The organism is Paracidovorax konjaci (genome assembly GCF_900112675.1).
GTDB lineage: Bacteria > Pseudomonadota > Gammaproteobacteria > Burkholderiales > Burkholderiaceae_C > Paracidovorax > Paracidovorax konjaci.
In genome coordinates this window covers 525876-545884 of sequence record NZ_FOMQ01000001.1, presented here as the reverse complement: position 1 = coordinate 545884, position 20009 = coordinate 525876, and the positions used below count along the sequence as shown (strand labels likewise).

Sequence of the window (20009 nt, the reverse complement as noted above, 5' to 3'; positions counted from 1 at the left end):
GGACCGCCCCCCGAGGAAGAACCTGACCCATGCACACGCGCACCGTTTTCTTCATCTCCGACGGCACCGGCATCACCGCCGAAACCTTCGGCAACGCCATCCTGGCCCAGTTCGACATCAAGCCGCGCCACGTGCGGCTGCCCTTCATCGACACCGAGGACAAGGCCCACCAGGCCGTGCGCCGCATCAACCACACGGCCGAGCTGGAGGGCAAGAAGCCCGTGGTGTTCACCACGCTCGTGAACATGAGCGTGCTGCGCATCATCCAGGAGGACTGCAAGGGCATGCTGCTGGACATGTTCGGCACCTTCATCCGCCCGCTGGAGGGCGAACTGGGCATCAAGTCGCTGCACCGCGTGGGCCGCTTCTCGGACGTGAGCCTCAGCAAGGAATACACCGACCGCATCGAGGCGATCAACTTCAGCCTGGACCACGACGACGGCCAGAGCCACCGCGACCTGGACGGCGCCGATGTGATCCTGGTGGGTGTCTCGCGCAGCGGTAAGACGCCCACCAGCCTCTACCTGGCGATGCAGTGCGGCCTGAAGGTGGCCAACTACCCGCTGATCCCCGAGGACTTCGACCGCAAGCAGCTGCCGCCCGCGCTGGAGCCACACCGCAAGAAGATCTTCGGCCTGACCATCCAGCCCGAGCGGCTCTCGCAGATCCGCAACGAGCGCCGCCCCGGCTCCAGGTACGCCGACCTCGCCAACTGCCGCCACGAGGTGGCCGAGGCCGAGGCGATGATGCGGCGCTCTGGCATCCGCTGGCTCTCCACCACCACCAAGAGCATCGAGGAGATCGCCACCACCATCCTGCAGGAGGTGCGGCCGGAGCGACTGGTGTATTGAATTGAGCCCTGCCGGCTTCGCTCAGGAAGCCGCCGGTTCGCACTCCACGCCCTCGCCTGAAATTCCGTGCCAATACTGCATGGAGATTCAACTCCGGGATGGAAATAGTGTCCAACCTCAACTCCCTGAATGCGGCGCACTCGGGTACGCGCAAGCAGATACCGACACCACAGGACAGCGCCAGTCCATCCAGACAACTCAAGGGCACATCGCCCCCGGCCGCCCGCACCCGCCTGTCACCCGATGGCCCACTGGCTGGACTGGACTCACTGCGCAGACAATCCCCGCCCAACGATGGCGAGGCTGTGCGCCACCGGGCGGCGAACACCATCATCCGGGCCACCCGTGAACACATTGCCAACAAGGCAGCCGCCGAGATGTTCGCGAAAGGCAGCATGTGGGAACATGCCGCGCAGGTACTGGTTTGGGACGGCGTACTGAAGAACGTCCAGGATTTCTCCCTGAAGAATCTCTCGTCCGCCAATCTGTCGAAATTGCGCCAACGTTTAGGACAGCTGAACACGGCCGAATCGGCAATGTTCGATGCATTCACTCAACAAAAATTCTTTGCAACGCACTTCACCAATGCCAACCTGCTTGAAAAGCCCCTTTTTTACGACCGCAGGATTTCGCCGTTCGACCACCTCAAGAATTCGGTGATTGAACAGTTGCAGACACTCTGGAACGGATTCCTGGAATCAACCCTTGAGCTTCCTGAGGACGAATCCACTCGATTGGATAAAGGCCCCACGATGGCACTGTATTCACGGCAACGGCTGACGAACGGCCGCATAGGCTTTGATCGCAAGAATACGACAGAATCGGACATCTTCACGAAGGGCGATGACAACGCTGTTTTCTTCGCGCTGGAGTGTGGTAAAACGCCGTCAAAGCTCTCAAGCCGATTTGGCAAAAGCCTGTACCGTGTTCCATTCGATGAACCGGTATTTGAGCAGGTGGCTTGGGGTGCACTCGATGATCTCTTGGATCAAGATGATGAAGATCGTTCTGTTTTCAACAGGATGAAGGATTCCATCGAGCACAGGATGAAGGACTCCATTGAGCCCGCAGAATATGAGGCATTCAAGGCTGTGCACGGCCATCCCAATCGATTATGTCATGAGCACGGTTCAAGCCGCAGGTATATTAAAGCCCAAGCGATGGATTACGACGATATTTTCATCGGCAAAGACCTGATCGCCGGAACCGCCCTGTCGATCATCCACAAACTGCGCACGGTCAATGCGATGATCCACGCGAATGGGGAGCCAAACCCATCGCATGATAATACCCCGATAAACCCCATCGTGGCAAAACTGCTGGCGAGTCGAGACGCCAATGAGATCAATGGATTGATGCGGATTTTCCACTCTCCCGAGATACGTGTCCCTGGGCATTTCTTTTCGAAGAATTTCCAGAAATTCGATCCGGAGGAAATCACGCATATGTCCAACGTGAAAAAAGACCAGAGGCATCTAGAATAAAGCAATCATGGAGGCATCGCCGCAGCCCGCCACCACGGCCAGGATGCCCAGTTCGCGTCAGGCGAGTGTTCGCTCAACAGATACGGCACAGGTAGCCGCTTCAAGGCACTTGCTACATTTTCAATAGCAATTGAATCAGAAAGTAAGCCGACAAGGTCGCATTCGGGCTTCAAACCTCTGCAGATGCCCCTGACTACGGCGTTCCCCCGATGAGGAACTGCGGCGTGCCGTCCGCGGCCGTGGCGGGTGTGCAGGACACGCCCCAGGTGCGCTCGATGGCCACGGCCTCCAGCACTTCGCCCACCGGGCCGAACACCGCGCCGCCGCCGGCCGCCGGGCCGAGCAGCAGCGCATCGTCGGCGTAGCGCAGCGCGAGGTTCAGGTCGTGCAGCACGGCCACCACGCCCACGCCCTCCTCCCGCGCGCGCTGGCGCAGCAGGCCCAGGCAGCGGTGCTGCCAGGCGAGGTCGAGCGCGGCGGTGGGCTCGTCCAGCAGCAGCCAGCGCGCGGCGCCGTCCGCCAGGGGCTCCCAGAGCTGCGCCAGGGCGCGCGCGAGGTGGGCGCGGGCCTTCTCGCCCCCCGACAGGCGCTGGATGCCACGCCCGGCCAGGTGCGCCACGCCGGTGGCCTCCAGGGCGGCCGCGCCGATGGCGTCCTCGCGCGGGCTGGGGCGCAGGCGGTGCGGGAAGCGCCCCAGCTCCACCACCTCGCGCACGGTGAAATCGAAGGCCACGGCGCCCTCCTGCGGCATGACCGCGCGCCGCAACGCGAGGGCCGGCGCGGCGGTGTCCGCCAGGGACCGGCCGTCGAGCGCGATGCGGCCGGCCAGCGGCACACGCTCGCCCGAGAGCATGGACAGCAGCGTGGATTTGCCGGCGCCGTTGGGCCCCACGATGGCCGCCACGCGCCCCGCCCGGAACGCGGCCGAGACGACGGCCAGCGGCGCGCGCCCGCGCACGCCCACGGCGGCCTGCTCGCAGGCCAGCGTGCCGGCCGGGCCGGCGGCGGCGGCGGCGCTCACACGCGCTCCCGGAACTGGCGCAGCATGGCCAGGAAGAGCGGCACGCCGATGAAGGCCGTGAGCACGCCCAGCGGCAGCTCGGCCGGCTGCACCAGGGTGCGCGCCGCCGCGTCGGCCACCAGCACCAGGGCCGCGCCCAGCAGCGCCGCGCCGGGCAGCACCACGCGGTGGTCCGGCCCCGCCGCGAGCCGCACCCAGTGCGGCGCCACGAGCCCGATGAAGCCGATGATGCCGGTGGTGGCCGTCACCGCGCCCACGGCCAGCGCGGCGGCCAGCACGGCCAGGCGCTTGGTGCGCTCCACGGGCACGCCCAGCAGCGCGGCCTGGGCCTCGCCCAGGGCGATGGCGTTGAGCGCGCCCGCCAGCCGCAGCCCCAGCGCGCCCGCGATGGCCACCAGGGCCGAGACGGTGAGCACCGCGCTCCAGCGCGCGCCGCCCAGGCTCCCCAGCAGCCACATCTGCACGTTGCGCAACTGCTCGTCGGTGGAGATGAAGCTCAGGTACCCCAGGCCCGCCATGGCCAGCGCGTTCACCGCCACGCCGGCCAGCAGCATCAGGGCCATGCGCGTGCCGCCGGCGCCCTGCGCCAGCAGGTAGACGAGCAGCGTCACCGCCAGCCCGCCGCCGAACGCGGCCGCCACCAGCGCGATGCTGCCCAGGCCGCGCGGCAGCGAAGGCCACCACAGCGCGCCCAGCACGATGGTGGCGCCGGCCGCCAGCGCCGCCCCGCTGCTCACGCCCACGAGCCCCGGATCGGCCAGCGGGTTGCGGAAGAGCCCCTGCATGAGCGCGCCCGCCAGCCCCAGGCCCGCCCCCGCCAGCAGGCCCAGCACGAGGCGCGGCAGCCGGATGTGGAAGAACACCAGGTGCGCGGGCCCCGGTCCGTCCGCGCCGGGGCGCACCAGTTCGGCCAGCAGCGCGGGCCACTGCGCGGGCGCGATCGCATACGCACCGTGCGCGGCGCCGAAGACGAAAGCCGCCAGCACCAGCGCCGCGCCGAGCGACAGGGCCGCGCCCCGCCCCAGGCGCCGCGGGGGCCCGCCGGCGGCCGCAGCCGAGCGCGCCGTCATGCGGTGGCGTCTTGCATGCGGCGGTGCAGCTCCAGCACCGCGCCCGGCAGCCGCGGACCGAAGCCCAGCAGGTGGTTGGCGTCCATCGCCACCAGGGCCTTGCGGCGGAAGGCCGGCGTCAGGGCCAGCTCGGGCCGGCGCCAGAAGGCTGCCTCGCCGCCCAGGGCCTCGATCCCCTGCGTGGTGTTCAGGAACACATCGGGTGCGGCGCCCGCCAGCGCCTCGGCCGTGAGCGGGCGGTAGCCCTGGAAGGCCGCGGCGGCGGGGTTCACTGCCCCGGCGAAGCGGATCAGCGCGTCGGCCGCGGTGCCGCCGCCGGCCACCATCGGGCTGCCGGTGTGCGAGAGCAGGAAGAGCGCGCGCGGTCGGCGCGGCGCATCGGCCACGCGCTGCCGCGCGGCCTGCCAGTCGGCCTGAAGCCGCGCCCGGAGCGCCCGGGCCTCGCGCTCGCGGCCCGCGACGCGGCCCACCAGCAGGGCCTTGCGCTCCACCTCCTCCCAGGTGTGGTCGGCCTGCACCAGTTCCACCGCCACGCCCGCGGCGCGCACCTGCTCCAGCACCACGGCCGGGCCGGCCTCCTGCGTGCCGATCACGCAGTCCGGCCGCAGCGAGAGCAGCCCCTCGGCCGAGAGCTGGCGCAGGTAGCCCACCTTGGGCGTCTTCAGCGCGGCCTCCGGGTAGAGGCTGGTGGTGTCGGTGCCGACCAGCAGCGCTTCGGCCCCGAGCGCATACACCATCTCGGTGAGCGCGCCGCCCAGCGACACGATGCGGCGCGCCGCCTGTGCGGACGCAGGGCCGGGCACCGCGGCCGCTGCCAGCAGGGCGCCGCCGCGCAGCAACAGCGCGCGGCGGGAGGCATGCCAGGAGGCCGCCGTCATGGCGCGCGCAGCCCCGCCACCAGCGCGCGCCAGCCGGGCAGCTCCCCGCGGCCGGGCTTGCGCTCGCCGAAGAACATCGCCATCACTTCGCCGTCCGCATCGAACACCTCCACCGCCGTGACCACGCCATCGGCCGTGGGCTTCTCGACGGCCCAGGCCTCGGCGATGCGGTCGGTGCGCAGGTGCAGGTTGAAGCCGGCGTCCAGCACGTTGATCCAGCGGGCCGCGGGCGTCTCCAGCGGCTCCACGCGGCGCACCGGGCCGGTGTGGATCTGGATGCAGCCGGCGTTGCCCACGAACACCATGATGGGCAGCGCGGTCGCCGCGGCGGCCTGCAGCAGCACCGCGACCCCGTCGGGCGCGATGCGGCGCGCGAACCGGCCTTCGGCCAGGCGCAACCCCTGCGGCCGGGCCACGCCGAAGCGCGCGAGCAGGCCGAAGAAATCGTGGGTGTCCTGTAGCCCGGCCCAAGCCTGCAGGAAACCCTCCGCGTCGATGGCGCCATCGGGCTGCGGCAGGGGCCGCGGCGGGCGCGGGCGGAAGACGTAGCCCGCGCTCGGCTGGGCGAATCGCGCCGCCACGGCCTCGAACGCGGCGGCATCGCCGGCCTCGCGCAGGTAGACCTTGTGCAGGGCATCGCCGTGCGCATCGAAGAACTGCAGGCTGCGCGCGGACGGCTGCTGCGGGGTGCGGCCGGGCTCGGTGACGGCATAGGCCGCATGCCATTGCTGGAAGAAGAGGCGCAGGTCGATGTCCGGCCCGGGCGCGATCCCGATGCGGCCCTGCGGGCCGCTGGCCGAGACGTTCCGGTAGATGCCGGTCTTCTCGTGCACGGCGCCTTCGTTGCGCGTGAGCGCCATCAGCGGCCCGCAGGCTTGCAGCGCCTGCAGCATCTCCAGCCATGCGCCCTGCAGCGGCGTGGCCTTGAGCGGATGCGCATGCAGGCCGGCATGCGCGGCGATGGCGGCGCCCTCGGGCAGCCCCAGGTGCAGCGCCGCATCGCGGGCCCGGCGGCCGGCGGCACGCGCGGCGGCGAACTGCTCGCGCACCTGCGGCGCGGGCGGGCTGGCGGCCAGCAGGGCGCTCATTGCAGCGCCTCCGGCGCGCTGTGCCACAGGCGCCGCTGCAGCTCGGCCCCGCTGGGCGCCGCCGCGGCTTCGGCGTCGGGGCCGTCCGCCAGGGCCAGGCCGAGGCGCCGCGACCAGCGGTTGTGCAGGTTGCCCGCCATCGCGCGGAAGTGCGGCGTCAGGCCGTCCATGCGCGCCAGGCTCTGCAGGTGGGCGGCGATCTTGCGGCCCATGGCCTCGCGGTCGCCGGCGCGTTCGCTGTGCGCATAGCCGGTCATGAGGGCCAGCGTGCCGGCCAGCAGGGCCTCGGCACAGGGCAGCCCGGGCTCGGCGTCCGCCGGGTGCAGCAGGGGGTTGTCGGAATCGCGCGAAGAGTGGGACATGGCGTGGGGGTCTCCAGGTGCGGGGTCAGAAGTCGGCGGTGAGCGCCACGCGGGCGTAGCGGCCGGGCTGGGTGTAGGCGTCGATGAAGGCCGCGTTGGCGGCCAGGCCGCGCACGTCGGACCAGCGCCAGTACTTCTTGTCCGTCAGGTTGTAGATGCCGGCCGTGAGGCGCAGGTCCTTGCGGATGCGCCACTGGCCCGAGAGGTCGAGCACGGTATAGGACGGCGTGAGGAACTGCGTGGCGCCGTTCACGTCGCCGGCCTTCTTGGCCGCGCTGTGGGTGGCATCCAGGCGCAGCATCCAGCCCGGCGTGTCGTAGCGCAGGCCGGCGGAGAGGCGCTGCGGGTCGATGGAGTTCACCGGCCGGTTGGTGGACGTGTCCTTGCCCTGCGTGCGGCCATAGGCGAACGGCGTGCTGAGCATGCCGCCCGCGAAGCGGCCCCAGCGCACGTCGCCCTTGACCTCGAAGCCGCTGATGCGCACCTTGCCGAGGTTGACCGACTGGAACACCAGCGGATTGCTCGGCGCGCCCGTGCCGCTCACCTGCTGCAGGTCCTCGATGAAGTCGCGGTAGCGGCCCGTGAAGGCAGCCACGTCGAGCGAGACGTCCTTCATGCGGCCGCGCACGCCCACCTCGAAGTTCTGGCTCTTCTCGGGCTTGAGGTTGGCGTTCGGGATGGTGCGGTAATTGCCCACCGGGTTCTCGAAGAAGGCGTTGATCTGCCCGGCGTTGGGCGCGCGGAAGCCCGCCGCGTAGTTGCCGAACACGCTCCACTGGTCGTCCACGCGGTAGAGCGCGCCCAGCTTGGGGCTCAGCTCGGTGCCCGAGAGCGAGACCACCGTGGCGTTGAAGCCCGTCTGGCTGGGCTTGATGCGGAAGTGGTCCAGGCGCGCGCCGGGCGTGATGCTCCAGCGGCCGGCGACGATCTCGTCCTGCAGGTAGAGCGCGGTGCTGGTCTCGGTGGTGTCGGGGAAGCGCTTGAGCGGGAAGGTCTCGCCCACGGGCGGCGTGACGCCGGTCTGCAGGTTCTCGACCTGCGTGCGCGCGAAGTCCAGGCCGTAGGTGATCTTCTGCGACCAGCCGCCCTCCATGCGCAGCAGCTTGCCGGCCTGCAGGTTGGCCTGCCAGGTGCGCTCGTCGTAGGTCACGTCGCGCACGCGGTCGGCGGCGGTGTTGCGGTCCTCGTCGATGACCTCGCGCGAATGGGCGTCCTGGAAGCTCAGCACGGCCTTCAGCTCGTCGGCCACGGCGGAGTCCAGGCGCCAGTTGCCGTCCCAGGTGGCGCGGGTGCGGCGCATGTCGGTGAACGAGCTGGACGACAGCACCGAGGTGGCGGCGAGCGGCGGCGTGGCGCGCGAGGTCAGCAGCTCGTAGTCGGCGCCCTTGTCCACGTGCTCCACCGTGAACACATGGCGCTGGCCGCCGCCGGGGGTGACCACGGCCTTGGCGAGCAGGCTGTGGTTCTCGTCCTTCTGGGGGTTGGGGCGCGTGCGGCTGGCGCTGGCCGAATCGTTCGTGCCCTGGTTGTCCAGCTCGCGCGAGCGCGAGACGCTCGCGCCCACCAGCCACTGCACGGTGTCGTTGGGCCGGCCCGCCACGGTGGCGCCCAGGCGCTTGCCGTGGTCGTCGCCGTCATAGCCCACGCTGGCGCGGCCGCCGAGGGTCTTGCCGCCTTCGAGGAACTGCGCGGGGTCGGCCGTGATGAAGTTCACGAGGCCGGCCATGCCGTCGGAGCCGTAGAGCGCCGAGGTGGCGCCGCGCACCACCTCGATGCGCTGCACGAGGCCGATGTCGAGGTAATCGCGGCCGAAGGCGTTGGCGCTGAAGGCATAGCTGCGCGGCAGGCGGATGCCGTCCACCAGCATCAGCACGCGGTTGCCGTCCAGGCCCCGGATGTTGAAGCCCGCGTTCTGGTCGCGCCCGTTGCCCGTGGCCTGGCCCGCGAGCGTGAAGCGCGCGGGGCTGCGCGCCACCGACACGTTGGGAAGCGCACGCGCGGCATCGCGGATGTCGGTGATCTGCCCCTCCTCGAGTTGGCGCGCATTCAGCACGTCGATGGCCATCGGCAGCAGATCGGGGTCCTGCTCGCTGCGCGATCCGCTCACCACCACTTCCTTCAGGGGAGCGGCGGCAGCGGCTGCTGCTGCGGGCTGCTGCGCCCCGGCACCCGGGTGCAGGCACAGCAGGGCCGCGGCGGCCATGGCCGAGCGGCGCAGCGGCGTGCGGGCCGCAAGCGCCGACGCGGGCGCGCAGGAACCGGAAGGCGGAGGGCTGGACATGCGCCGGCGATGGCGCGGGAGGACGGATACCACGGAGCGGGCCTCTCTCTGCGATGCAGTGACGACAGAGCTGGCTCGGGGGCGGCGCGCCGGTGGTCACCGGTTTTCTGCGCCTGCGTGGCTGGCTGACGGGCCCAAGTATATGAGAATAATTATCAATACGTAACGGATGGGCTTCCCGCGGCGGCTCAGTGCAACAGGGCTCCCGCAACAGCGAAGGCCCCTCGCGGGGGCTTTTTAATTGCTACACTTTCTATAGCAAACTATCCAATGAATCCGGCGGCATGAAGGCATTTTTGCTCAAACATCTTCACGCCCAGGTGGTAGAGCGGCACGGGCAGGCCGCCCTTGCCGAGCCGCAGCCAGATGCGGAGCCCCCGGCATGGGAAGCGTGAATCGGTCGCACCGCGGCCCGCCAAGGCGTTCCATCAGAAAGCCAAGGACGGCAAAGACCACCTCGCACGCGTCTTCACACGCCCCCTGGCGGACCATCGCAGCCGTCTCCTGGATGGCGGAACCGCTCCGCCGGCCCAGGGTGCGCTGCACCGCAGGCGGGAGCGGAAACTCACGCCGGGTCGGAAAGGGACAAGCGCGCCCGCAGCAGGCTTTCGCGGTCCTTGCGCGACAGGCCGTCGCGCCGCAGCGCCTCGTCCAGCCGGAGCGCCACGGCCTGGACATCCGACCGCCCGCTGGCGGCGGCCAGCGCCTTGCCCGCCTCGCCCAGCAGCGGATCGCGGGGGTGGTTCCCGCGCGGCCCATCGCCGGGTAAAGGATCTGGGCGGCCACCCGCAGGCCCTCGCGCCGCGCCGTCTGGTCCGCGCCCTTGTCGCGGCAAAGACGGAGAAAGGGACCATCCCCGGCCGATGGCTGGTCGCGCATCAGATCCATGATGCGCTGGTGCGTCCGCTGCGGCGATGCGGTCAACAGGGATGCCCAGGCATCCAGGCGATCGGGATGGCCCTCCGCTTCGGCCTCCACCGTGCGCGCCCAGTCAAGGATCTGATGGCGTAGCGCGTCGGCCGGCGCGGCATCGTCCGCGCTCTCCAGGGCCTGGGTCACCCGCGCGAGGCTGGCACGCATCCGAACCGCCGCCTCGAACGCCTCGCGAAACCCGGAAGGCCCCTCCGCCAGGGGGTGCTCCGGGCTGCCGATCTGCGCGAACCGGTCGCCGTCCAGCGCCGACAGCAGGTGGTCCAGCGACCGGAAGGACGCATCGGCGCTGCGCGATTGCAGGTGGCGGTCGATCCTGTCGAAAAAATCGTCCTGCAGCGCGGTGCGCTCCTGCGGGGTCATTTCCAGCGCCAGGGTGCCTTTGGTGCCGGAATAGTCGGTACCGACACCGGGAACATCCTTCAGCCGGGCCATGACCGTCTTGGGGCGCAGATCCTCCTGGGCCAGCCGTTCGGCCGCGAACTGGCGCGAAGCGTTGTTGAGCCGGCCCGCCTCGCTGCTGTTGCGCACCTTGTCCACCGCCCTGGCCCACAGGCCACCGCTCTCCGGGCCGGAAGACTCCCCCAGGGCCTGGCTGAAGACGGGATGCTCCAGGGTCAGCACCAGGCTTTCGTCCTTCGGGGCGTCGGCGTCGATCAGTTCGAGGGCCGCGGTGTTCATCAGCACGCCGCCATCCTCGAACTGGATCTTCAGGGAGCCATCGGTCGTGTCGTGCGGCAGGCTCTGCTTGCCTCGCGCCACGATACCGGGCAGCGAAGCGGACAGCCTCGCGGCGTGGGAGACCTCCATCCAGCGCAGGTCAGGGTTGTCGGAGCTGAAGACCGTGAGTTGCCGTTCGGGGCGCGGCGCCCCGCTCTCGCTCACTACGGCGGTGCTGGTGCAGAAGAAGCCCTTGATGCCCGGAACGTCCCGGCCGAGGTGGTCGATGTCGCCCAGGGTCAGGTTGCCGCAGGCGGCCTCGTCCAGTTCGACCTGCAGGCGCGCCCGCTCTTCTTCGCTCCCGGGATGGCCGACCAGGCGCTGCAGGGCGTCGCGGGCCGACTCGTAGCATGCCCGGCGGTGGCGCAGCGCCTCCAGCTCGGGAAGGTCCTCGCCAGCCAGCGCGCCGCTCCGCTCCAGGCCCTCCAGCACGTCGAGCCGCTCACGGGCCTGCAGCCGGGCCTGGATCCGCCGGATATCGGCCCGCGTATCCGCGCGCCCCGACGCGGCGATGCGCTGCAGGGCAGATTCGCGGACCTTGCGGTCGAGCAGGTTCGTGAGGTTGGGCATCTCCGTGCCCCGGTTGCTCGCCATCCGCACGAGCGCGCCGATCTTGCCCGGTGGCGGTTTGGAGGGCGCCCCCGCCGGTCGGGCCTTCTTGCCCATCATGCCGAGCATGTCGAGTTGGTTGACCGTTGCGGCGAGGTCGTCCGGCTGCGCGCCGCTGGCCAGCATGGCGGCCACGAGTGCGCCTGCCGAGGCGCCGCCCACCCGCCGCAGGTGTTCCAGTTGCCCGTGGGCCTGCAGGGCCTTGATCGCACCGGGATAGACCGCGCCCTTCGCTCCGCCCCCGGTGAGTTCCAGGCGACGCAACATGAGGGGCTGCTTCAGGATGGCGGCGCCGCTGGCGTCCAGGTGGATGGAAAAGCCCTGGCCCGAAAATACGGGCGGGGGCAGTGCGGGCGCCGGAGCCGCCGGGGCCGGAGAGCGGGCCGCCGGGAGGTGGATCCGCCGCTGCGGCCTCGAAATCGGGCCGCTGCTCCCCGCCGCTTCCACGGTGCCGGGGGCCTGCGTGCAGCCCAGGAGCGCGGAGGCGGAGTCCCGCCATGAGCGCCGTCGCTGTAGCGGATGCCCAGGCTCCGGCGCAGAGCGGGACGTGTGCTGCCCAAGCCGGGGGACGGCCTCATCGGCAGGTTCGGAAACGCGGGCTCGCGTGGGAGTGGACGACAGTCTGGGGATCATCGCGTCGGAGGTCGGGTGGTTTCATTCCATCCTCCGAAATACGGAATGCCTCTGCCGCGCGAGAAACGAAGCGTTCGGCGGAAAAACGCATGACCCGCCACGCATCCGGTAGCCTTTCCCACGAAGAGGGACAATGTCGGGCAGCCAGCCAGGCCACCCGGCGGTCCCGCCGTCAGGCCGGGGCGCTGGTACGGATCAGGTGGTCGAACGCGCCCAGCGCCGCCTTCGCGCCGTCGCCGGCCGCGATGATGATCTGCTTGTAGGGCACCGTCGTGCAGTCGCCGGCGGCGAACACGCCCGGCACGCTGGTGCGGCCATGCGAATCCACCACGATCTCGCCGAAGCGCGACAGCTCCACCGTGCCGCGCAGCCAGTCGGTGTTGGGCAGGAGGCCGATCTGCACGAAGATGCCTTCGAGCGCGAGATGCCGCGCCTCGTCGTTCGTGCGGTCGGTATAGCTCAGGCCGGTGACGCGGTTGCCGTCGCCCTTCACCTCGGTGGTCTGCGCGTTGAGGATCACGTCCACGTTCGGCAGGCTGCGCAGCTTGCGCTGCAGCACGGCATCGGCCTTCAGCTCGCCGGCATATTCCAGCACCGTGACGTGGGCCACCACGCCGGCCAGGTCGATCGCGGCCTCCACGCCGGAGTTGCCGCCGCCGATCACCGCAACGCGCTTGCCCTTGAAGAGCGGGCCGTCGCAGTGCGGGCAATAGGTGACGCCCTTGGTGCGGTACTTGTCCTCGCCCGGCACGTTCATGTTGCGCCAGCGCGCGCCCGTGGAGACGATCACGGTGCGGGACTTGAGCGTGCCGCCGTTCTCCAGCTCCACCTCGATCAGCCCGCCTTCGGTCGCGGCGGGCCGCAGGGCCTTGGCGCGCTGCAGGTTCATGAGGTCCACCTCGTAATCGCGCACATGCTGCTCCAGCGCCGCGGCGAACTTGGGGCCGTCGGTCTTGCTGACCGAGATGTAGTTCTCGATGTCCAGCGTGTCGTTCACCTGGCCGCCGAAGCGTTCGGCCGCCACGCCCGTGCGGATGCCCTTGCGTGCGGCATATACCGCCGCCGCGGCACCGGCCGGGCCGCCGCCGACGATCAGCACGTCGAACGACTCCTTGGCGGAGAGCTTGGCGGCTTCGCGCCTGGCCGAGCCGGTATCGAGGCGGGCGACGATCTCTTCGACCGTCATGCGGCCCGAGCCGAAGACCTGGCCGTTGAGGAACACCATGGGCACGGCCATGATCTCGCGGTCGGTCACTTCCTGCTGGAAGGCGCCGCCCTCGATCACCGTCGTGCGGATCTTGGGATTGAGGATCGCCATGAGCGACATCGCCTGCACCACGTCCGGGCAGTTGTGGCAGGTGAGGCTCATGTAGACCTCGAAGTCGAAGTCGCCGTCGAGCGCCTGGATCTGCTCGATCACGTCCTGTTCCACCTTGGGCGGGTGGCCGCCGGTCCACAGCAGCGCCAGCACGAGCGAGGTGAATTCATGGCCGAGCGGCAGGCCGGCAAAGCGCAATTGGGTCTGCGTGCCTGCGCGCTGCAGCGTGAAGGACGGCTTGCGTGCATCGCTGCCGTCGGTGCGCAGCGTGATCTTGTCGCTGCGCAGGCCCTGGATGGTCTCCAGCAGTTCACGCGTCTGCGCCGAGGTTTCGCTGCCGTCCAGCGACGCCACGATCTCGAACGACTGCGTCACGCGCTCCAGATAGGCGGAAAGTTGGGATTTGAGTTGGTCGTCGAGCATGGCTGGGTGTCCTTTGCGATTCGAGTTATGGGTCCCGGAGGGCGAAAAAAAGCCGGACGGCATGGCGCGCACGCCATGCTGCTGTCCGGCCGCGGAGCGCCCGGAGGCGCTCGATTCATGCGAACGGTGGGCGCGGGCCGCGTCAGATCTTGCCGACCAGATCCAGCGAAGGCGTCAGCGTCTTGGCGCCTTCCTTCCACTTGGCGGGGCACACCTGGCCGGGGTTGGCGGCCGTGAATTGGGCGGCCTTCAGCTTGCGCAGGGTTTCCTGCACGTCGCGGGCGATTTCGTTGGAGTGGATTTCCTGGGTCTTGATCACGCCATCGGGGTTGATCACGAAGGTGCCGCGCAGGGCCAGGCCTTCTTCAGGGATGTGCACGCCGAAAGCGTTGGTCAGCTGGTGCGTGGGGTCGCCCACCAGCGGGAACTTGGCCTTGCCGACGGCGTCGGAGGTTTCGTGCCACACCTTGTGGGAGAAGTGCGTGTCGGTGGTCACGATGTAGACCTCGGCGCCGGCCTTCTGGAACTCGGCGTAGTTGTCGGCAGCGTCTTCGATTTCGGTCGGGCAGTTGAAGGTGAAGGCCGCGGGCATGAAAATCAGAACCGACCACTTGCCTTGCAGGCTGGCCTCGGTCACCTCGATGAACTCGCCCTTGCCGTCACGGTTCACAAAAGCGGTGGTCTTGAAAGGCTGGACTTGCGTATTGATCAGGGACATTGCTGTTTCCTAGTTGGTGGTTGCTGATGACAAAACAGGAGTTTAGGTTCGTTCACCCAATGCATCCAATTAATTGATTCCATCAAATCGATTGGATGCCACTATGAACGAAAGTGCCTGGAGCACCTGGGCGCGGGGCAATCGCCATACCCGGGAGCGGTGCCGATGAGAACACAACTCAGTGTCACACGCAGCCAGACCGCGTGCGTGGGGGCTTCGCCTTGCGGTGCGGATCGGGCATCACGACAATCGCGCCCAATCCCACACCATTCCATTATTACGAGGAGAGCCCCATGCAAGGCGACGCCCAGGTTATTGCCCATCTCCAGGCCCAGCTCAAGAACGAGCTGACGGCCATCAACCAGTACTTTTTGCACTACCGCATGCTCAAGCACTGGGGTTTCGACCGGCTGGCGAAGAAGGAATACGAGGAGTCCATCGGCGAGATGAAGCATGCCGACCGCATCATGGACCGCATCTTCATGCTGGACGGGCTGCCCAACCTGCAGGACCTCGGCAAACTCCAGGTGGGCGAGGACGTGCCGGAGATCCTGTCCTGCGACCTGCTGTCCGAGCGCGGCGCCCAGGCGACCATCAAGGAAGGCATCGCCCATTGCGAAACGGTGCGCGATTACGTCTCGCGCGACCTGCTGCAAGAGATCCTAGAAGACACGGAAGAGCACATCGACTTCCTCGAGACACAGCTGGGCCTCGTCGAGCAGGTCGGCGTGCAGAACTACCTGCAGTCGCAGATGGGCGAAGCGGAGTAAGCAAAGCAGAACACCGCGGCCGGTCACCGGCATCGGTGTGGTTATCGGTATCGCACGGGCCTTCGGGCCCGTTTTTCATGGGCGTTTGCCGCTTACACGTGCGGCGGACCGAGATGCACGCGGGCTGCGCAAAGTTGCATGGCCTCCCACAAATCTCCCGGAATTCCATGTTTGCAAATGAGAATACGTCTCAAGAAGACTAGAATTCCTCCCATTCAGCCCCAGCCAGCACGCGGAAACCCTTTCTCCCGGCAGCCAGAGGAGCCCGGTTTCGTTTTCGCCTGGAGTTACGTCGTCCATGTCCCGTTCTTCCCGCTCCGCCGCCCGGAGACCTGCCCCAGCACGCGCTGCCCGCGCGGGTGCCTTCTTCCTCAAGACGCCGCTGTGCTGGGGAGCGTGCCTGCTGTCGTCCGTGCCGCTGGCGGGCTGGGCCCAGCAGGAGGGGGCTGGGGCACTGGATGAGGTACAGGTGAATGCCGACCGCGCCGGTGAAGCGGCCACGCCGGCGCGCCGTGCGCAGGCGTCATCGCGCCTGGGCCTGTCGGTTCTGGAAACGCCGCGCGCCGTGAGCGTGGTGGAGCGCGAACTGCTCGACCAGCAGGGCGCCACGACCGAGCGCGACGTGCTGCGCAACGCCTCGGGCGTGGCTTCCCGCAGCGAGTACTACGGCTCGTATTCGCAGTTCTCCGTGCGCGGACTCTGGGCCAACAACACCTACAACTATTTGCGCGACGGTGCCAAGTTCATGCACCTGATCGATCCGCCGCTCTTCAACGTGGAGCGCGTGGAAGTGATCAAAGGCCCGGCCGCGCTGGAGTTCGGACAGGTGGCTCCCGGCGGGCTGATCCACTACGTGAGCAAGCAGCCGCAGGCCGAGGCGTTGCGATCCGTGCGCCTGGGCGCCGGCAGCCACGGCTGGCGCTCGGGCGAGTTCGACCTGACCGGCCCGCTGGATGCGGGCGGCACCCTGCTCTACCGCCTGACCGGCGGCGCGAGCCGGGGCGGCAGCGCCGTCGATGGCATCACGCCCGAGAAGCGCGGCCTGGCCGGCAGCCTGGAATGGCGCATTTCGCCGCAGACGCGCTGGCGGGTGCAGGCCGAGACCTTCCGACTCGACACTACCTCGAACCCGGGGCTCGCGGTCCCGGTACCCACCGACCTGGGCAGTGCCGACGCGGTGCCCGACAGCCGCTTCTACGGCGAGCCATGGCTCACGTCCAAGGGCCAACTGCGCTTTTATTCCAGCGAACTCACGCACCGCTTCAACGACACGCTGGATGCGCGCCTTTACGTGTCGCGCAACGAAACCGACCGCGACATCCTGCTCACCACGCTCACGGGGGTTGCCGCGGGGCGGGTGGGACGCGGCTACTGGCTGGCGCCGGGGCAGAGTTTCACGTCCGACACGGTGCTGGCTGAACTGCGCGGCCGCTGGCAGGTGGGCGCAGTGGAACACCGCGTGCTGGCCGGCATCGACTGGCGCACGATGGAGAGCCGCTACGGCGCGAGCGGCACCGGCAGCCTGCCGAGCGTGGACCTCTGGCGCCCTGCGGCCGGCGTCGCGACGCCCGTGGGCGCCGCGGGTGCAGCCGCCGTGGCCAGCGACACGCGCAATCCCGGCTTCTACCTGCAGGACCGCATGGCCTGGGGCCCCTGGGCCCTGACCGCCGGCCTGCGCCATGACCGCCTGAAAGACACCTACGCCCGCCCGGTGCTCGACGCCAGCAAGACCCAGCCTTCGTTCGCGCTGAGCTACGAGGCCACCCCCGGAACCATGCTGTACGCCAGCCATGCGCGCTCGTTCCAGGCCAACGTCGGCACCCTGCTGGTGGGCAACGTGGCGGCGCCCCCTTCCGAAGGCAAGCAGATCGAAGTGGGCGTGAAGCAGGAATGGCTGGACCGGCGCCTGCTCACCACCGTGGCGCTGTTCGACCTGGAACTGACCAACAGTCCCGCCAACGATGCGGCCAACCCCGGCTATTCGGTGCTCACCGGGCGACAGCGCATCCGCGGCCTGGAACTGGAAGCCCGGGGCCGGATCGCGCCCGGCTGGACCGTGACCGCGCAGGCGACGTTCATGGACCCCAAGGTGCTGGCCGATACCGTGGCTGGCGCCAACGTGGGCAACCGGGTCGCCCTGGCCACGAAGCGCACCGCATCGCTCTGGACGCAATACCGCATCGCTGCGGTGCCCGGCCTGTGGGTGGGCGGAGGCTTCACGCACCAGGGCGACAAGTTCCTGGCCAACAACAACCGCTGGCGCCTGCCCGGCTACACCGTGGCCGACCTTGCCGTGGGCTACGAGATGGCAGGCGGCATGCGCCTGCAGGCCAACCTGAAGAATGCCGCAGACAAGCGCTACTACCTCGACGGCACCAGCAACGCCGCGGGCTTCACCTCGGCCACGCCCGGGGAAGCGCGCGCGCTGCAGGTCACGCTCGACTATGCGTTCTGAAGCCAGGGCCTGATCCCATGAAGCCCACCCGCCCCCTCTGGCGATACCGCCTCGCCATCGCTTCGCGCTCCCTGGCCGCCGCGCTGGGTGGCTATGCGCTCGCTGCGGCGGGTGCGGCCGCGCTGACGCTGGCCTTCGCGCTGGCCATGCCGCGCGTGGAAGCGGTGCTCACCGCCACCATGCTGTCGTGGCTGATCTACGCGGGCGCGGCCGGCTGGGCGTTCTACGCACGCACCGCCTGGTCGGCCTGGGCGGGCGTGCTCGTCCCGGCGCTGGTGCTGGGGATGTGCGTGCTCGGGCCTCAATGGTGGGGAGGTGCGGCATGAGCGACACCACAGGCATGTCGCGGCAGACACCCGCCGTCCCGCCCGAACGCGAAGGCTTCCGCCAGGCGATGTCCTGGGTGCACACCTGGGCCGGGCTGGTGCTGGGCTGGCTGCTGTTCGCCATTTTCGTCACCGGCACGCTGAGTTTCTTCAAGAGCGAATTTAACCTCTGGATGCGTCCCGAGATGCACAGCCTGCCCGCCGCCAGCGCCGACGTGGCCGAGCGTGCCCAGGCCGCGCTCCACCGCCATGCGCCGGGGGTGACGCAGTGGATCATGCGCCTGCCCGATGACCGCATGCCCGCCGCCACCGTGCTCTGGCGCGACAACGGCACCGGCCGCTTCCAGACGCTGCTCATGAACCCTGTCACGGGGGAGAAGATCGAAGCCCGCGAGACGGCAGGCGGCGAATTCTTCTACCGCTTCCACTTCGAGCTGCGCACCGCGCACCAGGGGCGCTGGACGATCCAGGGGCGCTGGGTGGTCGGCGTCGCCACAGTGCTGATGTTCATCGCGCTGCTCACGGGCGTGGTGACGCACCGGCGCATCTTCAAGGATTTCTTCACGTTCCGGCCCGGCAAGGGAGGGCAGCGCGCCTGGCTGGATGCGCACAACGTCTCGGGCGTGCTGGTGCTGCCGTTCTACCTGGTCATCACCTTCAGCGGGCTGATGATCTTCCACGCGCTCTACATGCCCGCCGGCATCGCAGCCGCCTACCCCACGCCCAAGGGCACGGATTCGCAGGCCTACTTCGCGGAGATGCAAGGCGACGAGCCCGGCGCCCGCAGCGCGCGGCGCGGGCGCGGAGCGGCCACCGCCGAGCCCCTGCCGATCCTGGATCTGGGCGCGATGGTGGCCAGCGCGCACCGCACCTGGGGCGACGCCCGCATCGGCAACATATCGGTGCGCCGCGACGACAGCGGCACGGTGGTGGAGATCACCCGGCACGACGGCGACCGCCTGCAGTACGGCCCGGCGCGGATGCGGTTCGACGGCGCCACCGCCAGGCCCCTGGCGCTCATCGATCCGCACACGCCCGCCATTCAGACTTACGGAGTGCTCTACGGCCTGCACCTCGCGCGCTTCGCCGGCCCGGGCATGCGCTGGGCGCTGTTCGGCTTCGGCGTGATGGGCAGCCTGATGATCGCCTCCGGCCTGGTGCTGTGGTCCGTCAAGCGGCGCGCGCAGGCTCAGCGCAAGGCGCCGAATGCCCCGCTGCCTTGGGGCGAGCGGCTGGTGGCCAGCCTGAACGTGGGCCTCATGGGCGGGCTGCCGCTGGCCGTGGCCGTGATCCTCGCAGCCAATCGCCTGCTGCCCGTGCCGGCGCCCGCCCGCCCCGATGCCGAGCTGGCCTGGTTCTTCGGCGCGTGGGGCGTGGGGCTTGCCGTGGGCCTCCTGCGGCCCGACCGGCGCGGCTGGGCTCTGCTGCTCGGCGCGGCCGGCGTGCTGTTCCTGGCGCTCCCGGCGATCAACGCCCTGACCACCTCCACCCACCTGGGCGCCACCCTGCCTGCGGGCGACTGGGTGTGGGCCGGCATGGACCTGTCCTTCCTCGCCGCGGGCGCCGTGTTCGCGCTGCTGGCCTGGCGCCTGCTGCGCCGCCGGCCCGCGGCGGCCATGAAAGCCCCGCGCGCGGCCCCGGCCTCCGCCGGTCCCTCCGGCACCACGCCGGTGCAAGGAGCCTGAGCCATGCTCGAACTGTTGCTGTGCTTTGCCGGCTGGGCCGGCGTCGCCCTCGGAATGGACCGCCACCACGAGGAAACCTGGGGTCGGGAAGGCCTGGCTCCGCGCCTGCGCGCGCTGCGGCGTGCGGGCTGGGCCGCGCTGGCCTTCTCCCTGGCACTGGCGGTGTGGTGGCCCCGAGCCGCCAGCGTATCGCTGGCGGTGACCTGGTGGGCGACGGCGCTCTCCGTGGCTGCGCTGGGAGCCACCGCCGCTGCCACGTGGTGGCCCCGGCACCTGCCCCGGCTGGCGGCGGGCGCCCTGGGTTTCGCCGCGCTGTGGGCGGCCCTGGGGCCCCACGCCACGGGCTGAAGCCGCCCGCGAAAACCCGCTCCCCGCTTCGCTTCCACC

16 protein-coding genes are annotated in these 20009 nt (G+C 69.5%); 7 read left to right on the top strand and 9 right to left on the bottom strand.

Annotated elements, in window-relative coordinates:
• Positions 1–29: 29 nt before the first annotated feature.
• Entirely contained in the window at positions 30–851 is an 822-nt protein-coding gene (gene ppsR, locus BM144_RS02365) for a posphoenolpyruvate synthetase regulatory kinase/phosphorylase PpsR (RefSeq protein ID WP_092949386.1), read from the top strand.
• A gap of 107 nt (positions 852–958) precedes the next feature.
• Positions 959–2335, top strand: a complete 1377-nt coding sequence (locus BM144_RS02360) for a hypothetical protein (RefSeq protein WP_139225617.1) — start codon at positions 959–961, stop codon at positions 2333–2335.
• 193 nt (positions 2336–2528) lie between these two features.
• Here the strand turns inward: BM144_RS02360 and BM144_RS02355 are convergent, their stop codons facing one another.
• The 9 genes from BM144_RS02355 to ahpC all read right to left on the bottom strand — a co-directional run bounded on the left by BM144_RS02355 (position 2529) and on the right by ahpC (position 14386).
• Positions 2529–3356 (bottom strand): ATP-binding cassette domain-containing protein, encoded by an 828-nt coding sequence (locus BM144_RS02355; protein ID WP_092949382.1) that lies wholly within the window; start codon positions 3354–3356, stop codon positions 2529–2531.
• Complete coding sequence (locus BM144_RS02350; RefSeq protein WP_092949380.1) at positions 3353–4426, bottom strand: FecCD family ABC transporter permease; 1074 nt, start codon at positions 4424–4426, stop codon at positions 3353–3355. Before BM144_RS02350 ends, BM144_RS02355 begins: the two co-directional genes overlap by 4 nt.
• Positions 4423–5304, bottom strand: a complete 882-nt coding sequence (locus tag BM144_RS02345; protein WP_092949378.1) for a heme/hemin ABC transporter substrate-binding protein — start codon at positions 5302–5304, stop codon at positions 4423–4425. The genes BM144_RS02350 and BM144_RS02345 overlap by 4 nt, the downstream gene beginning before the upstream one ends.
• On the bottom strand, positions 5301–6392 hold the full coding sequence (locus BM144_RS02340) for a hemin-degrading factor (RefSeq protein ID WP_092949376.1): 1092 nt from the start codon (positions 6390–6392) through the stop codon (positions 5301–5303). The genes BM144_RS02345 and BM144_RS02340 overlap by 4 nt, the downstream gene beginning before the upstream one ends.
• Positions 6389–6754 carry a hypothetical protein gene (locus BM144_RS02335; RefSeq protein WP_092949374.1) on the bottom strand — a complete coding sequence of 122 codons (366 nt, stop codon included), beginning with the start codon at positions 6752–6754 and terminating at the stop codon, positions 6389–6391. Before BM144_RS02335 ends, BM144_RS02340 begins: the two co-directional genes overlap by 4 nt.
• A 25-nt stretch (positions 6755–6779) precedes the next feature.
• The gene (locus tag BM144_RS02330; protein WP_092949372.1) at positions 6780–9035 is read right to left on the bottom strand and encodes a TonB-dependent hemoglobin/transferrin/lactoferrin family receptor; all 2256 of its coding nucleotides are present in this window, start codon (positions 9033–9035) and stop codon (positions 6780–6782) included.
• A gap of 300 nt (positions 9036–9335) precedes the next feature.
• Positions 9336–11561 carry a patatin-like phospholipase family protein gene (locus tag BM144_RS22515; RefSeq protein ID WP_175525915.1) on the bottom strand — a complete coding sequence of 742 codons (2226 nt, stop codon included), beginning with the start codon at positions 11559–11561 and terminating at the stop codon, positions 9336–9338.
• A 538-nt stretch (positions 11562–12099) separates the two neighbouring features.
• Positions 12100–13668 (bottom strand): alkyl hydroperoxide reductase subunit F, encoded by a 1569-nt coding sequence (ahpF, locus tag BM144_RS02320; protein WP_092949370.1) that lies wholly within the window; start codon positions 13666–13668, stop codon positions 12100–12102.
• Positions 13669–13810: 142 nt separating this feature from the next.
• Positions 13811–14386 carry an alkyl hydroperoxide reductase subunit C gene (ahpC, locus tag BM144_RS02315; RefSeq protein WP_092949368.1) on the bottom strand — a complete coding sequence of 192 codons (576 nt, stop codon included), beginning with the start codon at positions 14384–14386 and terminating at the stop codon, positions 13811–13813.
• Between the two features lie 293 nt (positions 14387–14679).
• Here ahpC and bfr point away from each other — a divergent pair, with 293 nt between their 5' ends.
• The 5 genes from bfr to BM144_RS02290 all read left to right on the top strand — a co-directional run bounded on the left by bfr (position 14680) and on the right by BM144_RS02290 (position 19970).
• Positions 14680–15156: a bacterioferritin gene (gene bfr / locus BM144_RS02310; RefSeq protein WP_092949366.1), complete on the top strand. Its 477-nt coding sequence runs from the start codon at positions 14680–14682 to the stop codon at positions 15154–15156.
• A 298-nt stretch (positions 15157–15454) separates the two neighbouring features.
• Positions 15455–17611 (top strand): TonB-dependent siderophore receptor, encoded by a 2157-nt coding sequence (locus tag BM144_RS02305; protein WP_092949364.1) that lies wholly within the window; start codon positions 15455–15457, stop codon positions 17609–17611.
• A 17-nt stretch (positions 17612–17628) separates the two neighbouring features.
• Complete coding sequence (locus BM144_RS02300; RefSeq protein ID WP_092949362.1) at positions 17629–17937, top strand: DUF3649 domain-containing protein; 309 nt, start codon at positions 17629–17631, stop codon at positions 17935–17937.
• Entirely contained in the window at positions 17934–19622 is a 1689-nt protein-coding gene (locus tag BM144_RS02295) for a PepSY-associated TM helix domain-containing protein (protein ID WP_245783486.1), read from the top strand. Before BM144_RS02300 ends, BM144_RS02295 begins: the two co-directional genes overlap by 4 nt.
• Positions 19623–19625: 3 nt before the next feature.
• Complete coding sequence (locus BM144_RS02290) at positions 19626–19970, top strand: DUF3325 domain-containing protein (protein WP_092949360.1); 345 nt, start codon at positions 19626–19628, stop codon at positions 19968–19970.
• Positions 19971–20009 lie beyond the last annotated feature (39 nt).